This window comes from Paenibacillus sp. EKM211P (assembly GCF_011066175.1).
GTDB classification, from domain to species: domain Bacteria; phylum Bacillota; class Bacilli; order Paenibacillales; family Paenibacillaceae; genus Paenibacillus; species Paenibacillus polymyxa.
In genome coordinates, this window is sequence record NZ_JAAMNS010000001.1 from 610,516 (window position 1) to 628,265 (window position 17,750).

14 protein-coding genes are annotated in these 17,750 nt (G+C 47.8%); 12 read left to right on the plus strand and 2 right to left on the minus strand.

The features are described from left to right. Positions 1 to 71 precede the first annotated feature (71 nt). From G9G57_RS02760 to G9G57_RS02785, 6 genes are all read left to right on the plus strand, one after another. Entirely contained in the window at positions 72 to 323 is a 252-nt protein-coding gene (locus tag G9G57_RS02760; protein ID WP_013373356.1) for a hypothetical protein, read from the plus strand. Next, the gene (locus tag G9G57_RS02765) at positions 316 to 2,775 is read left to right on the plus strand and encodes a glycosyltransferase family 2 protein (protein WP_164964442.1); all 2,460 of its coding nucleotides are present in this window, start codon (positions 316 to 318) and stop codon (positions 2,773 to 2,775) included. The genes G9G57_RS02760 and G9G57_RS02765 overlap by 8 nt, the downstream gene beginning before the upstream one ends. A gap of 23 nt (positions 2,776 to 2,798) precedes the next feature. Further along, positions 2,799 to 3,806 carry a glycosyltransferase family 2 protein gene (locus G9G57_RS02770; RefSeq protein WP_013373354.1) on the plus strand — a complete coding sequence of 336 codons (1,008 nt, stop codon included), beginning with the start codon at positions 2,799 to 2,801 and terminating at the stop codon, positions 3,804 to 3,806. After that, the gene (locus G9G57_RS02775) at positions 3,769 to 4,188 is read left to right on the plus strand and encodes a GtrA family protein (RefSeq protein ID WP_013373353.1); all 420 of its coding nucleotides are present in this window, start codon (positions 3,769 to 3,771) and stop codon (positions 4,186 to 4,188) included. Before G9G57_RS02770 ends, G9G57_RS02775 begins: the two co-directional genes overlap by 38 nt. Further along, a complete protein-coding gene (locus G9G57_RS02780) occupies positions 4,185 to 5,786 on the plus strand; it encodes an ArnT family glycosyltransferase (protein ID WP_164964443.1) in 1,602 nt (533 codons plus the stop codon). The genes G9G57_RS02775 and G9G57_RS02780 overlap by 4 nt, the downstream gene beginning before the upstream one ends. Before the next feature lie 105 nt (positions 5,787 to 5,891). Further along, a complete protein-coding gene (locus G9G57_RS02785; RefSeq protein WP_164964444.1) occupies positions 5,892 to 7,526 on the plus strand; it encodes a glycosyltransferase family 39 protein in 1,635 nt (544 codons plus the stop codon). Positions 7,527 to 7,605: 79 nt separating this feature from the next. Here the strand turns inward: G9G57_RS02785 and G9G57_RS02790 are convergent, their stop codons facing one another. After that, positions 7,606 to 8,394, minus strand: a complete 789-nt coding sequence (locus G9G57_RS02790) for an alpha/beta hydrolase (protein WP_137079360.1) — start codon at positions 8,392 to 8,394, stop codon at positions 7,606 to 7,608. A gap of 267 nt (positions 8,395 to 8,661) precedes the next feature. On the opposite strand from G9G57_RS02790, the gene G9G57_RS02795 reads away from it, so the two are divergent. Continuing rightward, positions 8,662 to 9,834, plus strand: coding sequence for an S-layer homology domain-containing protein (locus G9G57_RS02795; protein WP_137079359.1), 1,173 nt, complete (start codon positions 8,662 to 8,664; stop codon positions 9,832 to 9,834). Between the two features lie 73 nt (positions 9,835 to 9,907). On the opposite strand, the gene G9G57_RS02800 is transcribed toward G9G57_RS02795, so the two are convergent. Next, entirely contained in the window at positions 9,908 to 11,326 is a 1,419-nt protein-coding gene (locus G9G57_RS02800; protein ID WP_164964445.1) for a VanW family protein, read from the minus strand. A 223-nt stretch (positions 11,327 to 11,549) separates the two neighbouring features. Between G9G57_RS02800 and ftsE the strand changes: the two genes are divergently transcribed. The 5 genes from ftsE to G9G57_RS02825 all read left to right on the plus strand — a co-directional run bounded on the left by ftsE (position 11,550) and on the right by G9G57_RS02825 (position 17,663). Next, entirely contained in the window at positions 11,550 to 12,236 is a 687-nt protein-coding gene (gene ftsE, locus G9G57_RS02805; RefSeq protein WP_007432660.1) for a cell division ATP-binding protein FtsE, read from the plus strand. After that, on the plus strand, positions 12,226 to 13,143 hold the full coding sequence (ftsX, locus tag G9G57_RS02810) for a permease-like cell division protein FtsX (RefSeq protein ID WP_016822951.1): 918 nt from the start codon (positions 12,226 to 12,228) through the stop codon (positions 13,141 to 13,143). The genes ftsE and ftsX overlap by 11 nt, the downstream gene beginning before the upstream one ends. 84 nt (positions 13,144 to 13,227) lie before the next feature. Continuing rightward, positions 13,228 to 14,511, plus strand: coding sequence for a murein hydrolase activator EnvC family protein (locus tag G9G57_RS02815; RefSeq protein ID WP_164964446.1), 1,284 nt, complete (start codon positions 13,228 to 13,230; stop codon positions 14,509 to 14,511). Positions 14,512 to 14,715: 204 nt separating this feature from the next. After that, on the plus strand, positions 14,716 to 16,182 hold the full coding sequence (locus tag G9G57_RS02820; RefSeq protein WP_164964447.1) for a S41 family peptidase: 1,467 nt from the start codon (positions 14,716 to 14,718) through the stop codon (positions 16,180 to 16,182). A 164-nt stretch (positions 16,183 to 16,346) separates the two neighbouring features. Then, entirely contained in the window at positions 16,347 to 17,663 is a 1,317-nt protein-coding gene (locus G9G57_RS02825) for a PDZ domain-containing protein (protein ID WP_164964448.1), read from the plus strand. The last annotated feature ends 87 nt before the right edge of the window (positions 17,664 to 17,750 follow it).

Consider the following 17,750-nt stretch of genomic DNA (forward strand, 5'->3'; position numbering starts at 1 on the left):
AAGAAAACCAGTAAAAATATTGAAGTAGCGGCATAGCAAAAGGCAGAGTCGGGACGATCCAGGGAGGTATTATGAGAACTAAACGAACGACGCGTCAGCTAAAGAGCGCTTGGATCGGTTATCGCGCTTCTGACGCCGATGGATTGGTATCCTCATTGCATGAGGAGCGAATCCAGGCAGAGAGGTTGCTACGTGAGGAGCGGGAGCTTTTCCATGCGGCGCTGGAGCGGAAAAAGCAGCGGGATACCGAGTTAAAGCAGCTGCTTGCAGATGCGCTTGCGGAAGAGCGGCGCTGGATTGAAAGGGCGGGAATTCATGGGTGACAAGCTTAGGTGGCAGGTTGGAGGAGTTTCAATTCGCCAAACCAAGAGAAGAATAAAAGAAGAGCGTCAGCGAATCGAACAACTGCAACAACAGCTAGAGGCTCAGCGTGCAGAGCAGGCCCCGATACTGTACAAGCTTGATTTTCACATCGAAGAGTTGGAACGACGACTTCGGGATACAGAACTTCGTATTCAGGCTATACAGAATGCCAATGATACAGCAGCAGCTGTGGAACAATTGCTGGATGAAGGAATACAGGATGGACAGGTGCAGGAGGCGCAAGTCCAGTATGCATCTGGGCAGGAACAGGCAGCGGCAGGAGTAGCTATGGGCCTTGCTTCCAGTATCCCTGGTGCAGAAGGCGGAGAGGCGGCAGCAGGAACGCAGACCGGACGAAACGGCAAGGCCCGTCTGGGAGATCAGCTGGTGGAGAACGGGATGATTACCCGGGATCAGCTGACAGATGCTATCCGCAACCAGAAGCGTTACGGTGGTAGACTGGGCGATATTCTTGTAGAGATGGGTTTCATTACAGCTGAGCAGCTACAAGAGCAAATTGACGGTGATGAATCCAAGGAGAGACTGGGCGACATGCTGGTTCGTTCCGGCTATATTACACCAGAGCAGCTAGAGCGAGCGCTCGAGTTCCAGGCGAAGAGCGGCGGGCTGCTCGGCGACATCTTGCTATCATTGCAAATGCTGGAGCCTGCGGATTTGTACCGCGCGATTGCTACCCAGAACCGAATCGGGCGTATTGGTGAGGAGCTGGCGCTGGATGCGGCGTACAAGCTACCCGAGCAAGTGGCAATGGCTTATGGCGTGGTCGTCATCCATCAATATATGAACCGCTATATTGTAGCGGTCAGTGATCCATTACCAGAAGAGCGACGCTTGAAGCTGGAGGAAATTCTGGGTATGCCGGTAGAGCAAGTGCTTGCAACAAAGGAAGAGATGGAGCAGCTCTGGGGTAAAATCTACGGCGAGGAAATGATGCAGGAAAGCACAACCGGGTTGTTGGAAAAAGAACCGCACAATTCGGCGCGGACCACCTTTACCAAGGGACAGCTCTGGGTGTTTGCAGCCATGGGAATGATCACATTGCTCGGCCTCTTCTGGAACAGCTGGAAGACAGTGCTGATCATTAATATGATGATCCAGCTTTTTTATTTTGCGATGACGCTTTTCAAATTTGGAATTATCTATCTCGGTTCCCGGCGTGGGGCGCAGCTTCGCTTCACGAAGGAAGAGGTAGACGCCATGGATGAAAAAAGACTGCCGATCTATACGATTCTTGTCCCGATGTATAAGGAAGCGGGCGTGCTTCCGATGTTGTTGCGGAATTTGGAGCAGCTGGATTATCCAAAGTCCAAGCTGGATGTACGGCTGCTGATTGAAGAGGACGACATTGAGACGATTGAGCTGCTGCGTGAAATGAAGCTGCCTGCCTATTACACGACACTGGTCGTGCCTGATGGCTTGCCGAAAACCAAGCCGAAGGCATGTAATTATGGACTTATTCGCGCCCGCGGCGAGTTTGTCGTCATTTACGATGCTGAGGATCGTCCCGATGCTGACCAACTTAAAAAAGTCATTGCAGCGTTTGATTCACTCCCTGAGAATTATGCGTGTATTCAAGCGAAGCTCAATTATTTTAACAGTACACAAAATTTGCTGACCCGCTGGTTCACACAAGAATACAGTATGTGGTTCGAATTGCTGCTGCCGGGAATTATGCAGTTAGATACCCCTATTCCGTTGGGCGGTACGTCCAATCATTTTCGGGTATCTGTATTGAAAGATATTAATGCGTGGGACCCCTATAATGTAACCGAGGATGCCGATCTGGGCATTCGTCTGTATAAAGGTGGTTACAAAACGGCCATTGTTGATTCCCGCACATGGGAGGAAGCGAACAGCCGCGTGGGCAACTGGATTCGTCAGCGTTCACGTTGGATCAAGGGATATATGCAGACATGGCTGGTTCATATGCGTAATCCGGTTAAGCTGGTGCGCGAAGTGGGCTGGAAGGGCTTTTTCGGTTTTCAGGTAATGATTCTGGCGACTCCGATGTTGCCGTTGCTGAACCCGATTTTTTGGGGCTTGCTTATTTTATGGTTTGGCTGGGAGTTGTCCTTTATTCCCAAGCTGTTCCCGGGTTATGTGTACTACCTAGCCAGCGCGGAATTTTATATCGGTAACTTCCTGTTCGTATTCAGTAATGTGGCTGGCATGTATTGGGTCATCGGTGAGCTGGAAGAGCGCGGTGAACGAACATTTTCATACGCGATGGTCAAATATGGGCTACTCTCGCCGTTATATTGGGTACTTATGAGTATAGCTGCGATAAAAGCAGCTTGGCAGCTTATAACCAAGCCGTTCTATTGGGAGAAAACGACGCATGGTCTGACCGATATGCATGACTTGGATGATGCCTCGGCACAGTCCTCCTGAATATGAAGAAAGAAGGAGCAAGAATGGAGACAAAAAACCCTTTTTTATCCGTCGTCATTCCTATGTACAATGAAGGCTCACACCTCGAACGTTCTCTTAAGGTGATTGATGGGGTGCTGTCTGTTGTCACCTCACGTTATGAGCTCATTATTGTAGATGATGGTTCCAAAGATGATACGTGGCTCAAACTGTCCGAATTGTCCCGTCGTATGCCCTCTTTGCTCGCACTCCGGCTGAGTCGGAATTTTGGTAAGGAGCTGGCATTGTGCGCAGGTTTGGAAAACGCCTCGGGTGATGCGATCATTGTTATGGACGGTGATTTGCAGCATCCTCCTGAAATGATCGGGGAAATGGTGCGTTTATGGCAGAACGAAGGTTATGATTTAGTTGAATGTGTGAAAGAATTTCGGGGAGAAGAGTCTGTAGGCAAAAAGCTCGGAGCTTCTTTGTTCTACGCGACTTTGAATCGTTTGACGGGCTTTAATCTCAAGGATGCCTCCGATTATAAGCTGCTGGATCGACGAGTGGTGGATGCCTGGATGGCGATGCCAGAGCGTATGCCGTTTTTTCGCGGGATGACCGCCTGGCTCGGTTTTCGTAAAACCCAGATTACATTCCGGGTGGCTCCACGAGAAGAGGGTCCAAGCCGCTGGAGTCCGTTAGGGCTGCTTCGATTGGCCGCGGAAGCGATCGTTTCGTTCTCAACGGTACCTTTGCGGGTAGTGAGTTTAATGGGTCTCATTTTCATGCTGATTTCGGTCGTGTTGGGGATTCAAACCTTAATGCACAAAATAACGGGTGATGCTGTGACCGGGTTTACCACTGTCATTTTACTGCTTTTGATTATCGGCAGTGTACTCATGCTGTCGATTGGAGTGGTAGGAGAATATATTGCCGCCATATATCACGAAGTCAAAGCCAGACCCCGTTATCTAATTGCAGACAAACGGGCGAATGCTGACCGATTGTGGGTGGATAGGGAGTTTAATCAACATGATCAGACGTTCGTATCTAAAGTATCCAATCATTAAATACGGTATTGTCGGACTGCTGGGTACAGGCATTCACGTCGGTGTGCTTGTGCTGCTGGTGGAGCTGTTTGCAATACCTGCAGTAACGGCTACTACCATAGGTTTTATCGTTACGCTGCTCGTTTCGTATGTGCTGAATCGTAACTGGACGTTCGAGCCTACCGGCGAAGGGAGCCGCACTCAGTTTCTTAAATATTTATTGGTCTGTACCTGCGGCTTGCTCCTGAATGCCGCTCTGATGTACGTAACCATTCACTGGATTGGTTGGTCATATCTGATCGGTGAAGTCTTAACTACCATCATCGTGCCAGTTCATAATTATATCTGGAACCGCTATTGGATCTTCTCCGTTCCGCAACAGCGACAGAAAGAGGTTTCATGATCGTAAGGAAACATAGAAAGTTGTTGTCATTGTTTGCTTGTATTGCTGCTCTAGAATTAGCCGTGGGTGTTTATTTTGCATGGCATCTTGGCTATATGCATACCGATGCGCTCAGTCGAGTAGCTAATGCATTTTATGTACTCTATAGTCGGGACCCACATTTGGGTGCTATTGGGTTTGTTTGGAATCCGCTACCGAGTTTGATGGAACTCATTGTGCTGTTGTTCTATCCTTTATTTCCCGCACTCGCTTCCCATGGGCTGGCAGCAGTGATTGTGAGCAGCCTGTTTGCTGGGGCGAGTGCAGCATTATTGTACGGGACGGGAAAAGAACTAGGGCTTCACGGTGCAACCAGTTTGCTGATTGCGCTGTTATTTTCACTGAATCCGTTTATGTTTCTGTTTGGCTTCAACGGCTTAAGTGACTCGCCATATATCTTTTTTATCCTGCTGACAGTGAGTCGATTCTGTATGTGGCTTAAGGATCGCAAGGCGGCGAATTTGATCGTATCCGGTTTTGCGCTTGCATTGGCATTTTGGGTTCGCTACGAAGCAGTTCCCCTGGGGGGTGCGCTGGCTTTGGGCGTATTACTGACGATTTTTTCTCTGCATCGGTGGCGTACAAACAGAGAGAGCGTTAGAACGCAATTGTCTTTAAAAGAGCGCCTGTACAAGGTAGAAGCGACATGGCTTCTATTGTTGCTGCCGCTTGTCTTTTCGGGTTTGCTGTGGCTCTTTTTTAACTGGATTATCATGGGCGACCCGCTTTACTTTTTACGTTCGCAGTATTCCAATTCCACACAATCAGCGGCTTTGCTGGAGGATCAACGCTTTGTGGAAATGTTTGCTCATCCTGTACTGATGCTAAAGTTTGTCGGGCAACGAACCTTATGGTATGCGGCTCCATTAATTGCCATTTTGCTTATACGCCTATTGGACAAACGTCTGTGGAGTTGGAGCACGTTAACGCTGCTGGCTATCTTTTTATCGGTACCCGGGCTTCAGCTTTTACTTATGCTTAAGCATTCTTCGTTTGGCTGGTTCCGATATTTTATGTATGTATTCCCAATTACGGTTGCTTGGCTGCCGTATGAGCTTAGTCTGTTGAAGGGGAAAATGCGGGGGATCGGAATCTCACTGGTAACGGCAGGAATGTTGGTAACAGTAGGCTTGTTATCCTACGCACTGACGAATCCCGCAATTGCGGCGGATGAGCATAGCTATCTGACGCATAGTGGCAATGAAAGCTATACTCGGCAAATTGTTGAACGGAAAATAGGGTCATGGCTGGATGAACATTATGGTTCATCTCTCATTTTGACTGATTCTTATACGGCCTATCCGATCATTTTGAGCAGTAAAATTCCGAAGAGGTTTATGATCACGAGTGATTATGATTTTGGAAAATCTTTAACGGATCTGCCCGCCTCCAAGGTGGATTATGTTTTGGTTACGCGCTTGGTAGAAGGGGTACCGCTGGATCAGGTGAACCGGAACTATCCTGATTTGTTTGAAAAGGGGGCGCCATGGGCCTCGTTGGTGCATGACTTTGACGGGGAGTGGCGTTTGTACAAGATAAAGCATGAAGAACTGCAATAATTTTATTGTATTTTAGTGCATCGTAGCGGAGGAAAGGATACAGCTGTCGGGCGTAATTTCCCTGCAGCTGCACCGCCGCAAGAAGTTTGAGGGGGAACGAGAGGAATGTCCTTTCGAAAAATGTCTGCAAGCAGATGGATGGCTATAGGTCTGTTTGTGTTTATACTTGCATTGGAGCTGTCTGCGGGCATCTATTTTAGCTATGTTCTGGGATATATGCACACAGATGCGCTCAGTCGCGTAGCTAACGCATTTTATGTGCTGTACAGCCGTGACCCGCATTTGGGCGCCATCGGATTTATCTGGAATCCACTACCCAGTCTTCTGGAAATGGTAATTCTATTGCTGTATCCAATCTTTCCGGCATTAGCCTCCTATGGATTGGCTGCTGTTATTCTGAGTGCTACCTTTTCTGCTTTGACCGCAATGTTGCTATATCGGGCAGGTGTCAGAACAGGGCTTAGCTCTAGGATGAGCTTGCTGTTGGCTTTGTTGTATGCACTGAATCCGTTTATTTTACTGTTTGGTGCCAACGGTCTGAGCGATTCGTTATACATATATTTTATTATGATGACAGTGATTGAATTTGCGCTGTGGCTCAAGGACCGCATGACGGCAAGTCTGATTGTTTCTGGATTAGCGCTTGCCATGGCGTTCTGGACTCGTTATGAAGCGGTGCCTCTAGGCGTGGCAATGGCTGTTGGCGTAGTCTTGGCGATCTTATTTCTTCATCGCAACTTGGGTAGACGCGAGCTGGCCCTGCGGGAAAAGCTGCATAAAGTCGAGGCAACCTGGTTACTTCTTTTGCTTCCTGTGGTCTTTTCCGGGCTGTTGTGGATTTTCTTTAACTATCTCATTATGGGGAATGCCTTTTATTTCCTGAATTCAGAGTATTCAAACACGGCCCAATCGGCAGAGTTGCTGAATGATGATAAATTTGTAGAGATTTTCTCCAATCCACTGGTAGCCTTGAAGTTTATTGCTTCCAAAACCATCTGGTACTCTGTACCATTGTTTGCTATTCTGTTCATCCGTCTGTTGAGTGGACGCTTATTCCGGTGGGGAACCCTGATTATTTTGTTATTGTTCCTGTCTGTGCCGGGCTTGCAATTTTTACTTATGATGAGACAATCCTCGTACGGGTGGTTTCGTTACTTTATGTATGTATTCCCAATTACCGTAGCCTGGTTGCCTTATGAGTTGAGTCAGCTTCAGGGACGATGGCGGAGGGCGGCCTTTGGTCTAGTGTCCGTCAGTCTGCTACTTACCGCTGGATTACTCTCCTATGCGTTGACTCGCCCGGATATTGCACCGGATGAGAATAGCTTTCTCACACGCACAGGGAATGTGAACTATGTGAGACAGGAATCAGATCGCAAGATTGCCGTTTGGCTGGATGAGCATCTGCCGAAGTCTACCATTATGACTGATTCAGCTTCAGCCTACACAATGATCGTCTACAGCCAATATTCCAAACGTTTTCTGATCACCAGTGATTATGCGTTCAATAAAGCATTAAGTTATCCGCAGGAGAATCATGTGGACTATATCCTTGTACCTAAGATTATGTCAGGCATGCCGCTGAGTAAGATTAATATGGTATATCCGAATTTATATGAGCATGGTGCCCCATGGGTTCAGCTTGAACGTGAGTTTAACGGCGAGTGGCGCTTGTATAAAGTACTGCCTAAGGCACTAACTAATGGATCTCCAACGACGGAGACAAAGACAAATCCCTGATGGGCATAACAACAATCCCCGGAGCCTATTCCCTTCGTATGGTGCGAGGAGGAAGGCTCCGGGGATTTTTTTGCCTGTTTTAGTGTCCTTTAAGCGGTAGCCACGCCAGTACGTCCTGGATTTTAGCGTCCCAATATCCCCATTCATGAGCTCCAGGACCTTCTTCGTAGGTCAGCGGAACTCCAAGAGAGGTGCATGTTGCACGAAAAGTCTGATTCCCCTTATATAAGAAATCCTCCGTACCGCAACATTGATAGAGTTGGGGGAGTGAGGTCCCCGCGGTGGCATGACGTTGTAGCAGCTCCAGCAAGTCGTGATCTGTTCCGCGTATTTCATCTGGCCCGAAAATGTTAAGCCATTCCGCTGGACTCATAGCATTTTGCTTAGGATCGGTGCGTGATGCGTGTAAATCCATAACCCCCGAAAGACTGGCAGCGGCTGCAAAGCGCTCTGGATGCTGAAGTGCCAGTTTGAAGGCGCCGTAACCACCCATAGAAAGCCCGGCTACAAAATTGTCTTCACGCTTGTCGGACAGAGGAAAAAATGAACGTGCCAAAGCTGGCAATTCTTCACTGATAAAAGTCCAATAAGCTGCTCCTTGCTCCATATTCGTATAGAAACTCCGATGTACCTGAGGCATGACGACCGCTAGGCCCATGGAGGCGACGTAGCGTTCAATGGAGGTTCGACGCAGCCAGGTTGAATCATCGTCTGACAGGCCATGCAGTAAATACAGTGTCGGATGTGGTCCTATTCCTTGCTTGCCTTCCATTCCAATCTGTGATCGGGTTGCCTGCGGAAGAATAACATTCATGGATGTGCTTAGACCAAGAACTTCCGAATAAAACTGACATTGAATAAGAGCCATAAGAAAACCTCTTTTCCTAGGGGGATGTGACCTCATTGACCTGTTCCAGCATACAACTGATTATTCATCCAGTATACAGTGACCTGTCCAAATATACATATCCAAGTGGATGGCTAGGTATTAAGTCCTGTTTCTTTTTTATCCTACATTAGGAGGGGGTATGGTTATATGGGACGATTTTTTTAATTTAGGGGTTATTTGGGTTTGATTTCTGGTAAAGTGTTTAAAAAAGATTGATGAATCCAATCTGAGGGAGGAATTTATAGCATGGGGAAAAAGTTAAGGAACACAATTACAGGTGTACTGAGCACAGGTCTTATTCTTAGCGCATTCAGCGCAGCGGCAGCTGCTCCTCAAACTACAAGTGGCCATTGGGCAGGAGATCAGGTGCAACGCTGGTCAGCTACAGGGCAATTGAATGGAGCGGTAAAACCGGATGCGGCGATCACACGCGCAGAATTTATCGTTCTTCTGAACCGCAGCTTGGGAACGTTCACACAGGAACTTCCAGCAGTGACAGACGTAACGTATGCAGGCGGTGTGAAGGTAAACGGTAATGGAAGCAGAACGTTCACAGATGTTCCGGCATCCCACTGGGCATACAACGAACTGACAAGTGCCGTAAATGCAGGCTACATAAGCGGCTATGCAGATAACAAGCTCAAACCAAATGGTAAGGTAACTCGTCAGGAAGCAGCTGCGATCATTGGCAAAGCTATTGGACTGACTGCGGGTAACGCAGCAGATGTTACTAAATTCATTGACTCCGACAAAATCGGATCTTGGGCGAAGAAAAGTGTAGCGGCAGCTGCGGAGCAAAAAATCATCAACGGATATCCGGATGGTAAATTCCAGCCGCTGAAGCCGTTGACTCGTGCAGAGGCGGTTGCTATTCTGGATGCTGCATCCGGTTACAACCTGAGCTCTGTCGATAATCTGACGACGACTCCTGGTGGAACGGTAACGAATTCCACGTACGGTAACGTGACAGATTCCACTTACGGTAATACGTCGACTACTTCTGGAACTGAAACAGAAGATAGCAGCACAAGTACTAGCACAGATAGCACGACTGCGACTACTACAGACAACTCTACAACAACAGAGACAACTACAAATACCGATACGACTACAGACAACACTACAGACAACACTACAGACACAGCTACTGACGCGGATGCTACTTCGAATGCACTGAAAGTCAACGATGTGTACGATGGTGAAGGTACAATTACAGGAACAGCAAAAGCTGGTTCCACAGTAACTGCCTATTCCAACGATCTGCCTATCGGCAGTACAGTAGCCAAAGATGACGGCACATTTAGCATCAGTGTGCTTACTCAAAAAGCGACAGTTAGACTGGTGATCAAAGCTAAAGATACAGACGGCCATGAAAGTGAGCCTGTAGAAATCTCGGTTTTAAGTAAACGCAGCGAGTAATTTAGAAATAAAAAAAACCCCTTTCACTCTGTCTGGAACCAATCCAGCCAGTAGTGAAGGGGGATTTTTTCGTTTATTCGCTTATGCCATCTTCCACAATAGGTTTCTCCAGTTCGCGTGTTTGTGGCTCAGACGATGTGCTACCGCCATAACTAGCTATAATGCGCTGCTGCGCTCGGTACGTATCGCGGCTGATTCGGGTGCGCTCGACGGGTTTTCCATCTACCTTTTTTATTCGAAATGTTTCTACCACATACCCTTCTTTGCCCTGTCGAATGACTTGATAGAAGCCGGGAGATAGGGAGTCATTACGTATTCTTTTTACCGGTATAGGCAGTACGCGAACGGTGTGAGATTCAAGTTCATACGAAATATTGGATGGGAATGTACCAAAAATTTTAACAGTAAGCGTTCGATTTTGGACCACAGCGCGAAGGAGTAAATGTTTGCCGGTATTATTTCTAAAACGAAAATTAATAGACCCTGTAGCAAAAGTCGCATCCTGACCTTTGGGTAAGTAGCTGACTGGCAAGGAATGGTTGCGGCGTTCGACAATGTCCAAGCCGACTCGCAGCGCTGCATTATACACCGTGCTGGATACCTGACAAATCCCACCGCCAATGCCGGACTCCAGCCGTCCATTTACGATCACGGGAGCCTCACGAAAGCCATGAGTGCGTTCAGCCTTGGCAATCACCTGGCCGTAGTCGAATATGTCACCCGGTTTGAGAATTAAACCATCGACGGTGCTTGCCGCCGAATTAACGTTATACACACGTCCTTCCGAACTGCTGCCGAGACTGGTGGAAAACTGGGCGATTTTTCGCTCTATACCTTCGCTGCGCAGACTGTCGACTGTAATTTTCGGCTCCAGCTGGTAGAACGGTAATTCCACCCGGATCGGCTCCTCAGAAGCCGTAAAATCCTTGGGGAGTGCCTGGTTCATTACGACGTCCAGTTTGGGCCAATCCAGGCGCCGGGCAGAGCGCTCCGGAATATAACGAACCTGATCGTTTGCATCGATCTGACGCACCGCATTGACAGGCATGCCGTATCGTTGCTCCTCCCAATCAGCTCCAAATTTGGATTTCAAGATCTTCTCTTGCTGGAAAGGTGTGATAGACCACTCCTTCTCAAAGCTAAAACGTGTCTGTACGCGAGTCCATAGATGCTTCGCGCTTAGTGCCTTCACCGCATTTCGGAATGCGTCCGCTTTATAACTAATCCCTGCTTCCGCGAGTGTTAGCTTTATATCCTGTGCACTGCTGTCACTGTCCGTGAGGAGCAGAGGACGTTGCTTCAATGCATCCAGTTTTTTCTCCACCAGCCGAAGAGCATCCGTTTTATACATACCGCCTACGTTGACTCCTCCGACTCGCACTCCCTGTGGTAGCGTTTGTCTGTCGGCGTACAGATGAAGTCCACCCCACAGCACGGCCAGCGCCAGAACACCAGACCATATCCAAATGACAGATAAATGAATTTTTTTCATAATGCAGATGTCTCCTGTCTGATAAGCTTGATAGCGTTTCGTGTGCCACAATATTCATATATATGTGCCAAAAGCAGAAAACTTTCGGTACTATTTAGGTAACAAATTTGTTACAATGATAAACGGTATGATGAAATACAGAAGTTTTTAAAGGAAATGCATGGAATATGTCGAATGGATACTAGGTTATACGTAATATGATTAAGCAGCGGGAAGTGATCGAGTGATTGAAATGCAGGATGTGTGGAAGACCTATACGAACGGGACCCACGCACTTCAAGGAGTATCGGTCAGAATTGACCGTAATGAATTCGTATACGTAGTCGGCCCGTCTGGAGCGGGTAAATCGACTTTTATGAAGCTTATTTATAGAGAAGAAGTACCGACCAAGGGACAAATTTCAGTCAATGGTTTTAATATCGGGAAGCTCAAGCAGCGCAAAATTCCCTACGTTCGTCGTAACATCGGAGTCATTTTTCAGGATTTCCGGCTTTTGCCGCGTTTGACAGCCTATGAGAATGTGGCATTTGCTATGGAAGTTATAGAGGCTCCCAAGAAGCTGATCCGCAAGCGGGTTCCAGAAGTGCTCGAATTGGTTGGCTTGAAAGAAAAAATGAATCGTGAGCCTGCCCAGCTTTCTGGTGGGGAGCAACAGCGTGTAGCGATTGCACGGGCCATCGTGAACAATCCCTCGGTCATCATTGCTGATGAACCAACGGGGAATCTGGACCCCGAAACATCGTGGGAGATCATGCAACTGCTGGATGAAATTAATTTTCGGGGCACGACCATTGTGATGGCGACACACAATAAGGACATCGTGAACTCCATGCGTAAACGCGTCATTGCGATCGAAAATGGCAATATCGTAAGAGACCAGGTAAGAGGGGAGTACGGATATGACTTTTAATACCTTCTTGCGTCATATGCGGGAAGGTTTCAAAAACATATTCCGCAATGGCTGGATGTCCGTAGCATCCGTCACCTCAATTATTGTGTCACTGCTCATATTGGGCGTTTTTATCATGCTGGTGCTTAACGTCAACTCCTTGGCTGATCAAGCAGATAGTCAGGTGGAAGTTAACGTGTTTCTGGAGCTCAATGTCGATCAGAGCATGCGTGAAACGCTGCAAAAAGAAATCGCGGCAATGCCGGAAATCAGCAAAACGACCTTTGTGACGAAAGCTCAAGGTTTGGAGGAGCTGCGCAAAGATTTGGGAGACAGTGGCAAGGATCTGCTAGAGGGCTTTGACAAGGACAGCAATCCACTGCCGGACAAAATCGTGGTAGAGGTTATTGAACCAACGACGGTTCCATTTGTGGCTGAGAAAATTGAGAAGCTGAATACATTGCATCCTGAAAAACCGATCTTAAAGGTTCGTTACGGAAAAGGCACTGTAGAGACGCTCTTTACCATTACCAAGCTGATCCGCAATGTTGGTTTTATATTTGTCGCCGGACTGGCGATCATGTCTATGTTCTTAATCTCGAATACCATTCGAGTAACGATATTGGCACGACGCAGAGAAATCAGCATTATGAAGCTGGTCGGTGCGACCAACTTTTTCATACGATGGCCGTTTTTTATCGAAGGCGCGCTTATTGGTCTTATTGGTTCTCTTATTACTGTAGGAATTTTATTTACAGGCTATCAGCGTTTGCTGACAGCCGTTCAAGGAGATATCGCTCTCAATATGTTGAAGCTTATGCCGCTTGAAGGCATTTGGATTCAGCTGAGTGCACTGCTGGTTATTTTGGGGATGCTGGTCGGAATTATTGGCAGTACCCTGTCCATGCGCAAGTTCTTGAAAGTCTAAGAAGCATTTGGTGGAACGTCGTGGTCGATTTAATAGAACGGGGAAGCCCGGTGTTATTTTGCGATAAAGGATGGGGAGTGCAAGTTGAAAAAAATAGGATCTGTGTTGGCTGCTACGTTGGTAGCTGCATTGCTAATCCAGCCTTCTGACGGATATGCCAAAAGCGTAAGTGAAATCAATTCGCAACTGAACCAATTAGAAAAGCAAGCCAAATCTGCGAAGCAACAGCAGCAAAAGGCTGCTCAAGATAAACAGTATGCTCAGCATTATAAAAATAAAACCGTGCAAAACCTGAAAACGGTACTTGCTCAAATTAACAGCGTCAGTGATCAACTGACTCGTGTAGCGGTTCAGATCGATCAAACGGAAGATAATCTGCGTGCGACTAAAAAAGATTTAGCCGAAGCGATTGATCGCATCAATTCGCGGGAAAAAATGCTGGAAACTCGTGTGCGTCTCATGTATACGGATGGAACGGTATCCTATATGGACGTGCTTATGTCCTCAACCAGCTTTAGTGATTTTCTCAGCCGGGTGGATTCTCTGAAAACGATCGTGGAGCAGGACCAAATTCTGTTGGACGAGCATAAAAAGGACAAGGCTCTGGTCGTTAGCAAGAAGCAGCAGCTCGACACGGAATATAAAAATGCCAAGAAGTTGTATGCACTCAAGCAGGACGCCAAAGCTCAATTGAATTCGAAGGAAAAAGAGAAGCAAAGACTGATTGCCAACTACGATCATGATATTGCTGAATCCGATGAAATCAGTGAAGAGCAAAACGATATGCTGGTAGCCCTCGCGAACAAACGTGTGGCTCTTGTGCAGGAGAAGAACAAGCTCAGAGCGGAGCAGGCTGCCAAAGCAGCACGCGCTAGAGCGGCTGCACGTGCAGCTGCAGCTAAGCGATATGCATCTTCATCCTCAGGCGCCGCCTCGAATTCCAGTCATACGGCAGCCAGTACGTATACAGGCGGATCAGGTACTTTGGCTACGCCTGTAGCCCATTACCGACTCTCATCTACTTTTGGCATGCGGGTACATCCGATAACCGGCAAGCTTAAAGGCCACACAGGTATTGATCTGGCGGCTCCGCAGGGAACCGATATTCATGCAGCCGAAGACGGTGTTGTCATTGTTGCTGAATGGTGGAGCGGGTATGGCAACACGGTTGTCATTGATCACGGAGACGGACTATGGACTCTATACGGACATATTCGCAACGGTGGTACGGTGGTTCATACGGGGCAAACGGTGAAACGCGGTCAAAAAATTGCGGAAGTGGGTTCGACGGGGAATTCCACAGGACCTCACTGTCATTTTGAAGTGCGCGAGAATAACAAACCTGTAAATCCGATGAACTATTTATAATAGATAAGGTAAGCCCTATTTGTAACCAATCCGGTTGTAGATAGGGTTTTGCTTTAATGGTTCATATCCAATGAAGAACATGTGCATTGAAACACAGAGTAGGATACAATTAACATATTCCGTACAAGCTAGACGTATACTTCGTGAATGGATGCGTTGTGAGGAAATAGGATACAAGATAAAGAGAAGGCGGTGGACGATTAGATGTTGAAAAAAAGTACAGCGGTACTCTTGATGGTGATCGGGCTGCTTGGCGGCAGTCTGCTCACTTTTGCTTATACTGGAACAACCACAGTTGGGAACAGCGCTCTGGGCGAAGGACTGCTGGCGAGTGTGACAGGAAGTAGTTCCTCCTCCAGAAGTGATATTCGCAAAATTGAGACAGCGATGGACTTAATTCAGGGACAATACTATCAGGATGTGGATCGAACCAAGCTGGTGGATGGCGCCATTAATGGGATGATGGAGTCGCTTGGGGACCCGTATTCCTCTTATATGGGTAAAGAAACTGCACAGCAGTTCGAGCAATCCATAGAAGGTTCTTTTACTGGGATTGGAGCCGAAGTAGCGGCTGAAAACGGGAAAGTAGTCGTAGTCACACCAATTAAAGGCTCTCCGGCTGAGAAGGCGGGACTACGCGCTAAGGATATTATATTGTCTGTTAACGGTGAAACACTGGACGGACTGGATCTGAACAAGGCTGTTTCCAAAATTCGTGGACCTAAAGGCAGTCAGGCAAAAGTTAAAATACAGCGTAACGGTTCTCCGGATCCACTTGAATACACGATTACCCGTGACAACATTGATATGGAAACTGTAACGGCTCATATGGAAGGCGACGGTGTAGGTGTCATTACGATCACCCAGTTCTCCTTAAATACGGCAGAACGCTTCAAGGAAGAGTTAGTCAAGCTGGAAAAACAAGGGCTTAAAGGACTCGTCATTGACGTGCGTAATAACCCGGGTGGAGTGCTTTCTGTCGTTATTAATATTGCAGAGCAATTTGTACCTTCCGGCAAAACGATTGTACAAGTTGAAGATAAAAATCAGAAACGTGAGGAAGAAAAATCCAAAGGTTCGCGCAAAAATTATCCGGTGACTTTGCTCATGAACAAAGGTAGCGCAAGTGCGTCCGAAATTCTGGCAGGTGCTCTCCAGCAATCCGCTGGCGCAGTGTTGATCGGGGAAAACTCCTTTGGTAAAGGTACTGTACAAACCAGCTATGACAAGCAAATGGGTGACGGTAGCCTGCTCAAAATCACGATTGCCAAGTGGCTAACGCCAAACGGAACATGGATTCATAAAAAAGGGATTAAGCCGGATATCGCGGTGGATCAGCCTGAATACTTCACGGCAGCGCCGCTGAGCAAGGAAAAATCCTTGAAATACAATATGAATAGCAGTGATGTAAAAAATGCACAAATCATTCTGCAAGGCTTGGGCTACAAACCAGGTCGTGAGGACGGCTATTTTGACAAAGTGACTGAAAGTTCTGTTATGGCTTTCCAAAAAGAGGCGAAGCTGACGACTAACGGCATCATTGATGCCAAGACAGCAGCAGCAATGGAAGCCAAGCTGATTGAAAAAATTCGCGATCCGAAAAATGATAATCAACTCAAGCAGGGGATTGAAGAGATTCGGAAGGAAATGAAGACAAGCGCAGCGAAATAATAGTGAGGCTACAACAAGGGGGCTGGAAACAGCCTCCTTTGTTATTGGGATTTATTTGCAGTCTGTCGGTTTGTCTTCCCTACGTTGGCAATTTCATATAGAATAAATGGATATGAAATGTACGTGATCCGCTATATAGCGGGCCAGGGGCATAAGGAGTGTGAATGGACTTGGAATGGGCATTACAATGGGGATGGAGCGTCTTGAATGCTTGCTTGTATCTGCTTTTGCAGCCGTTTTATTATATCTCGATACTCATTGTCGCGCTTGGCTATCGTCGGCAAATGCTACTAGAGCGCAAGCTATTTCATACTAGAATTCATAGCTGGGCTGCAGAGACCTGGCGTGTCGTATGGAGCGGCTTGCTTGCCGGGATGGCACTATCCGCTCTAGGAATGTTCGTCAGCGTGCATCTGAACCCGACTTCCATCGTGTGCCTGTGGATAGCCACATTATTGCTCATGCTGGTACGCGTCCGCTACCTGTGTCTTGCTTATTCGGTAGGTCTGCTAGGTGTAGTTCAATTTTTTCTAAACGTAGCCAGTGGCTGGCAGCCTGGGGGAGCGCTCGGGACATCGGTAGCAGCTATCCGCGGATTGGATATTCCAGCACTCTTAGTGCTCGTTGCTGTGCTGCATGTGGCTGAAGCGCTGTTGGTTCGCTGGCAAGGAGGAAAGGCAGCTATGCCACTGTTTGTTGAGGGCAAACGGGGGAGATTGGTCGGTGGCTATCGTATGGAAGATCTCTGGCCCATTCCGTTGCTGTTGCTGGTACCTGCTCAGGGAGGATTCATGCTTCCCTGGACACCTTTGTTCGGCGGCGATGCCGGAACGGGGTATATGCTAGCAGCTCTGCCAGTCCTGATGGGCTTTAGCAGTGTGACGCTCGGCCAGCTACCACGACAGAAGGCAGTACTCACTTCGAACCGATTGCTCCTGTACAGTGTGGCTTTGCTTCTGCTAAGCCTGTTAGCGGCCTGGTGGAGTCCGCTAATCTTGCTGTCAGCGTTATTTTCCTTCCTGGCCCATGAAGCGCTGATTTGGTACGGAAATATAGAGGAAAGCCGTCTTAGCCCGATGTTTGTACATCCAGAGCAAGGGATGCGTGTTCTCGCTGTGCTGCCAGATAGCCCGGCGATAGCCATGGGCATACTACCAGGCGAGGCCATTTATCGTGTGAATGGCATGGTTGTGAACAGCCGTGCCGAGCTGCACCAGGCCTTGCGGATCAACTCTGCTTTTTGTAAGCTGGAGGTACGCAATCTGCAAGGTGAGAGCAAGTTTGTACAGCGAGGCATGTACGATGGCGATCATCACCAGCTAGGGGTTGTTCTTGCACCGGATGAACACGCAGGCTGGGCCGTATCCATACAACCGGCCTCCATCTACCGAATTGTGGCCATGCACATAGGCGCACGACGACGTAAAGCGGAACAAGCATCCAAGGCAGAGAGTACGCATTTGGACACCATGGACCAATAGATATTACAACAAGAGGGTAGTCATTATTTGATTAGAATCGAATAAGGCTATCCTCTTTTGTATATGGCGACAGTAGCCTGCTTGAAA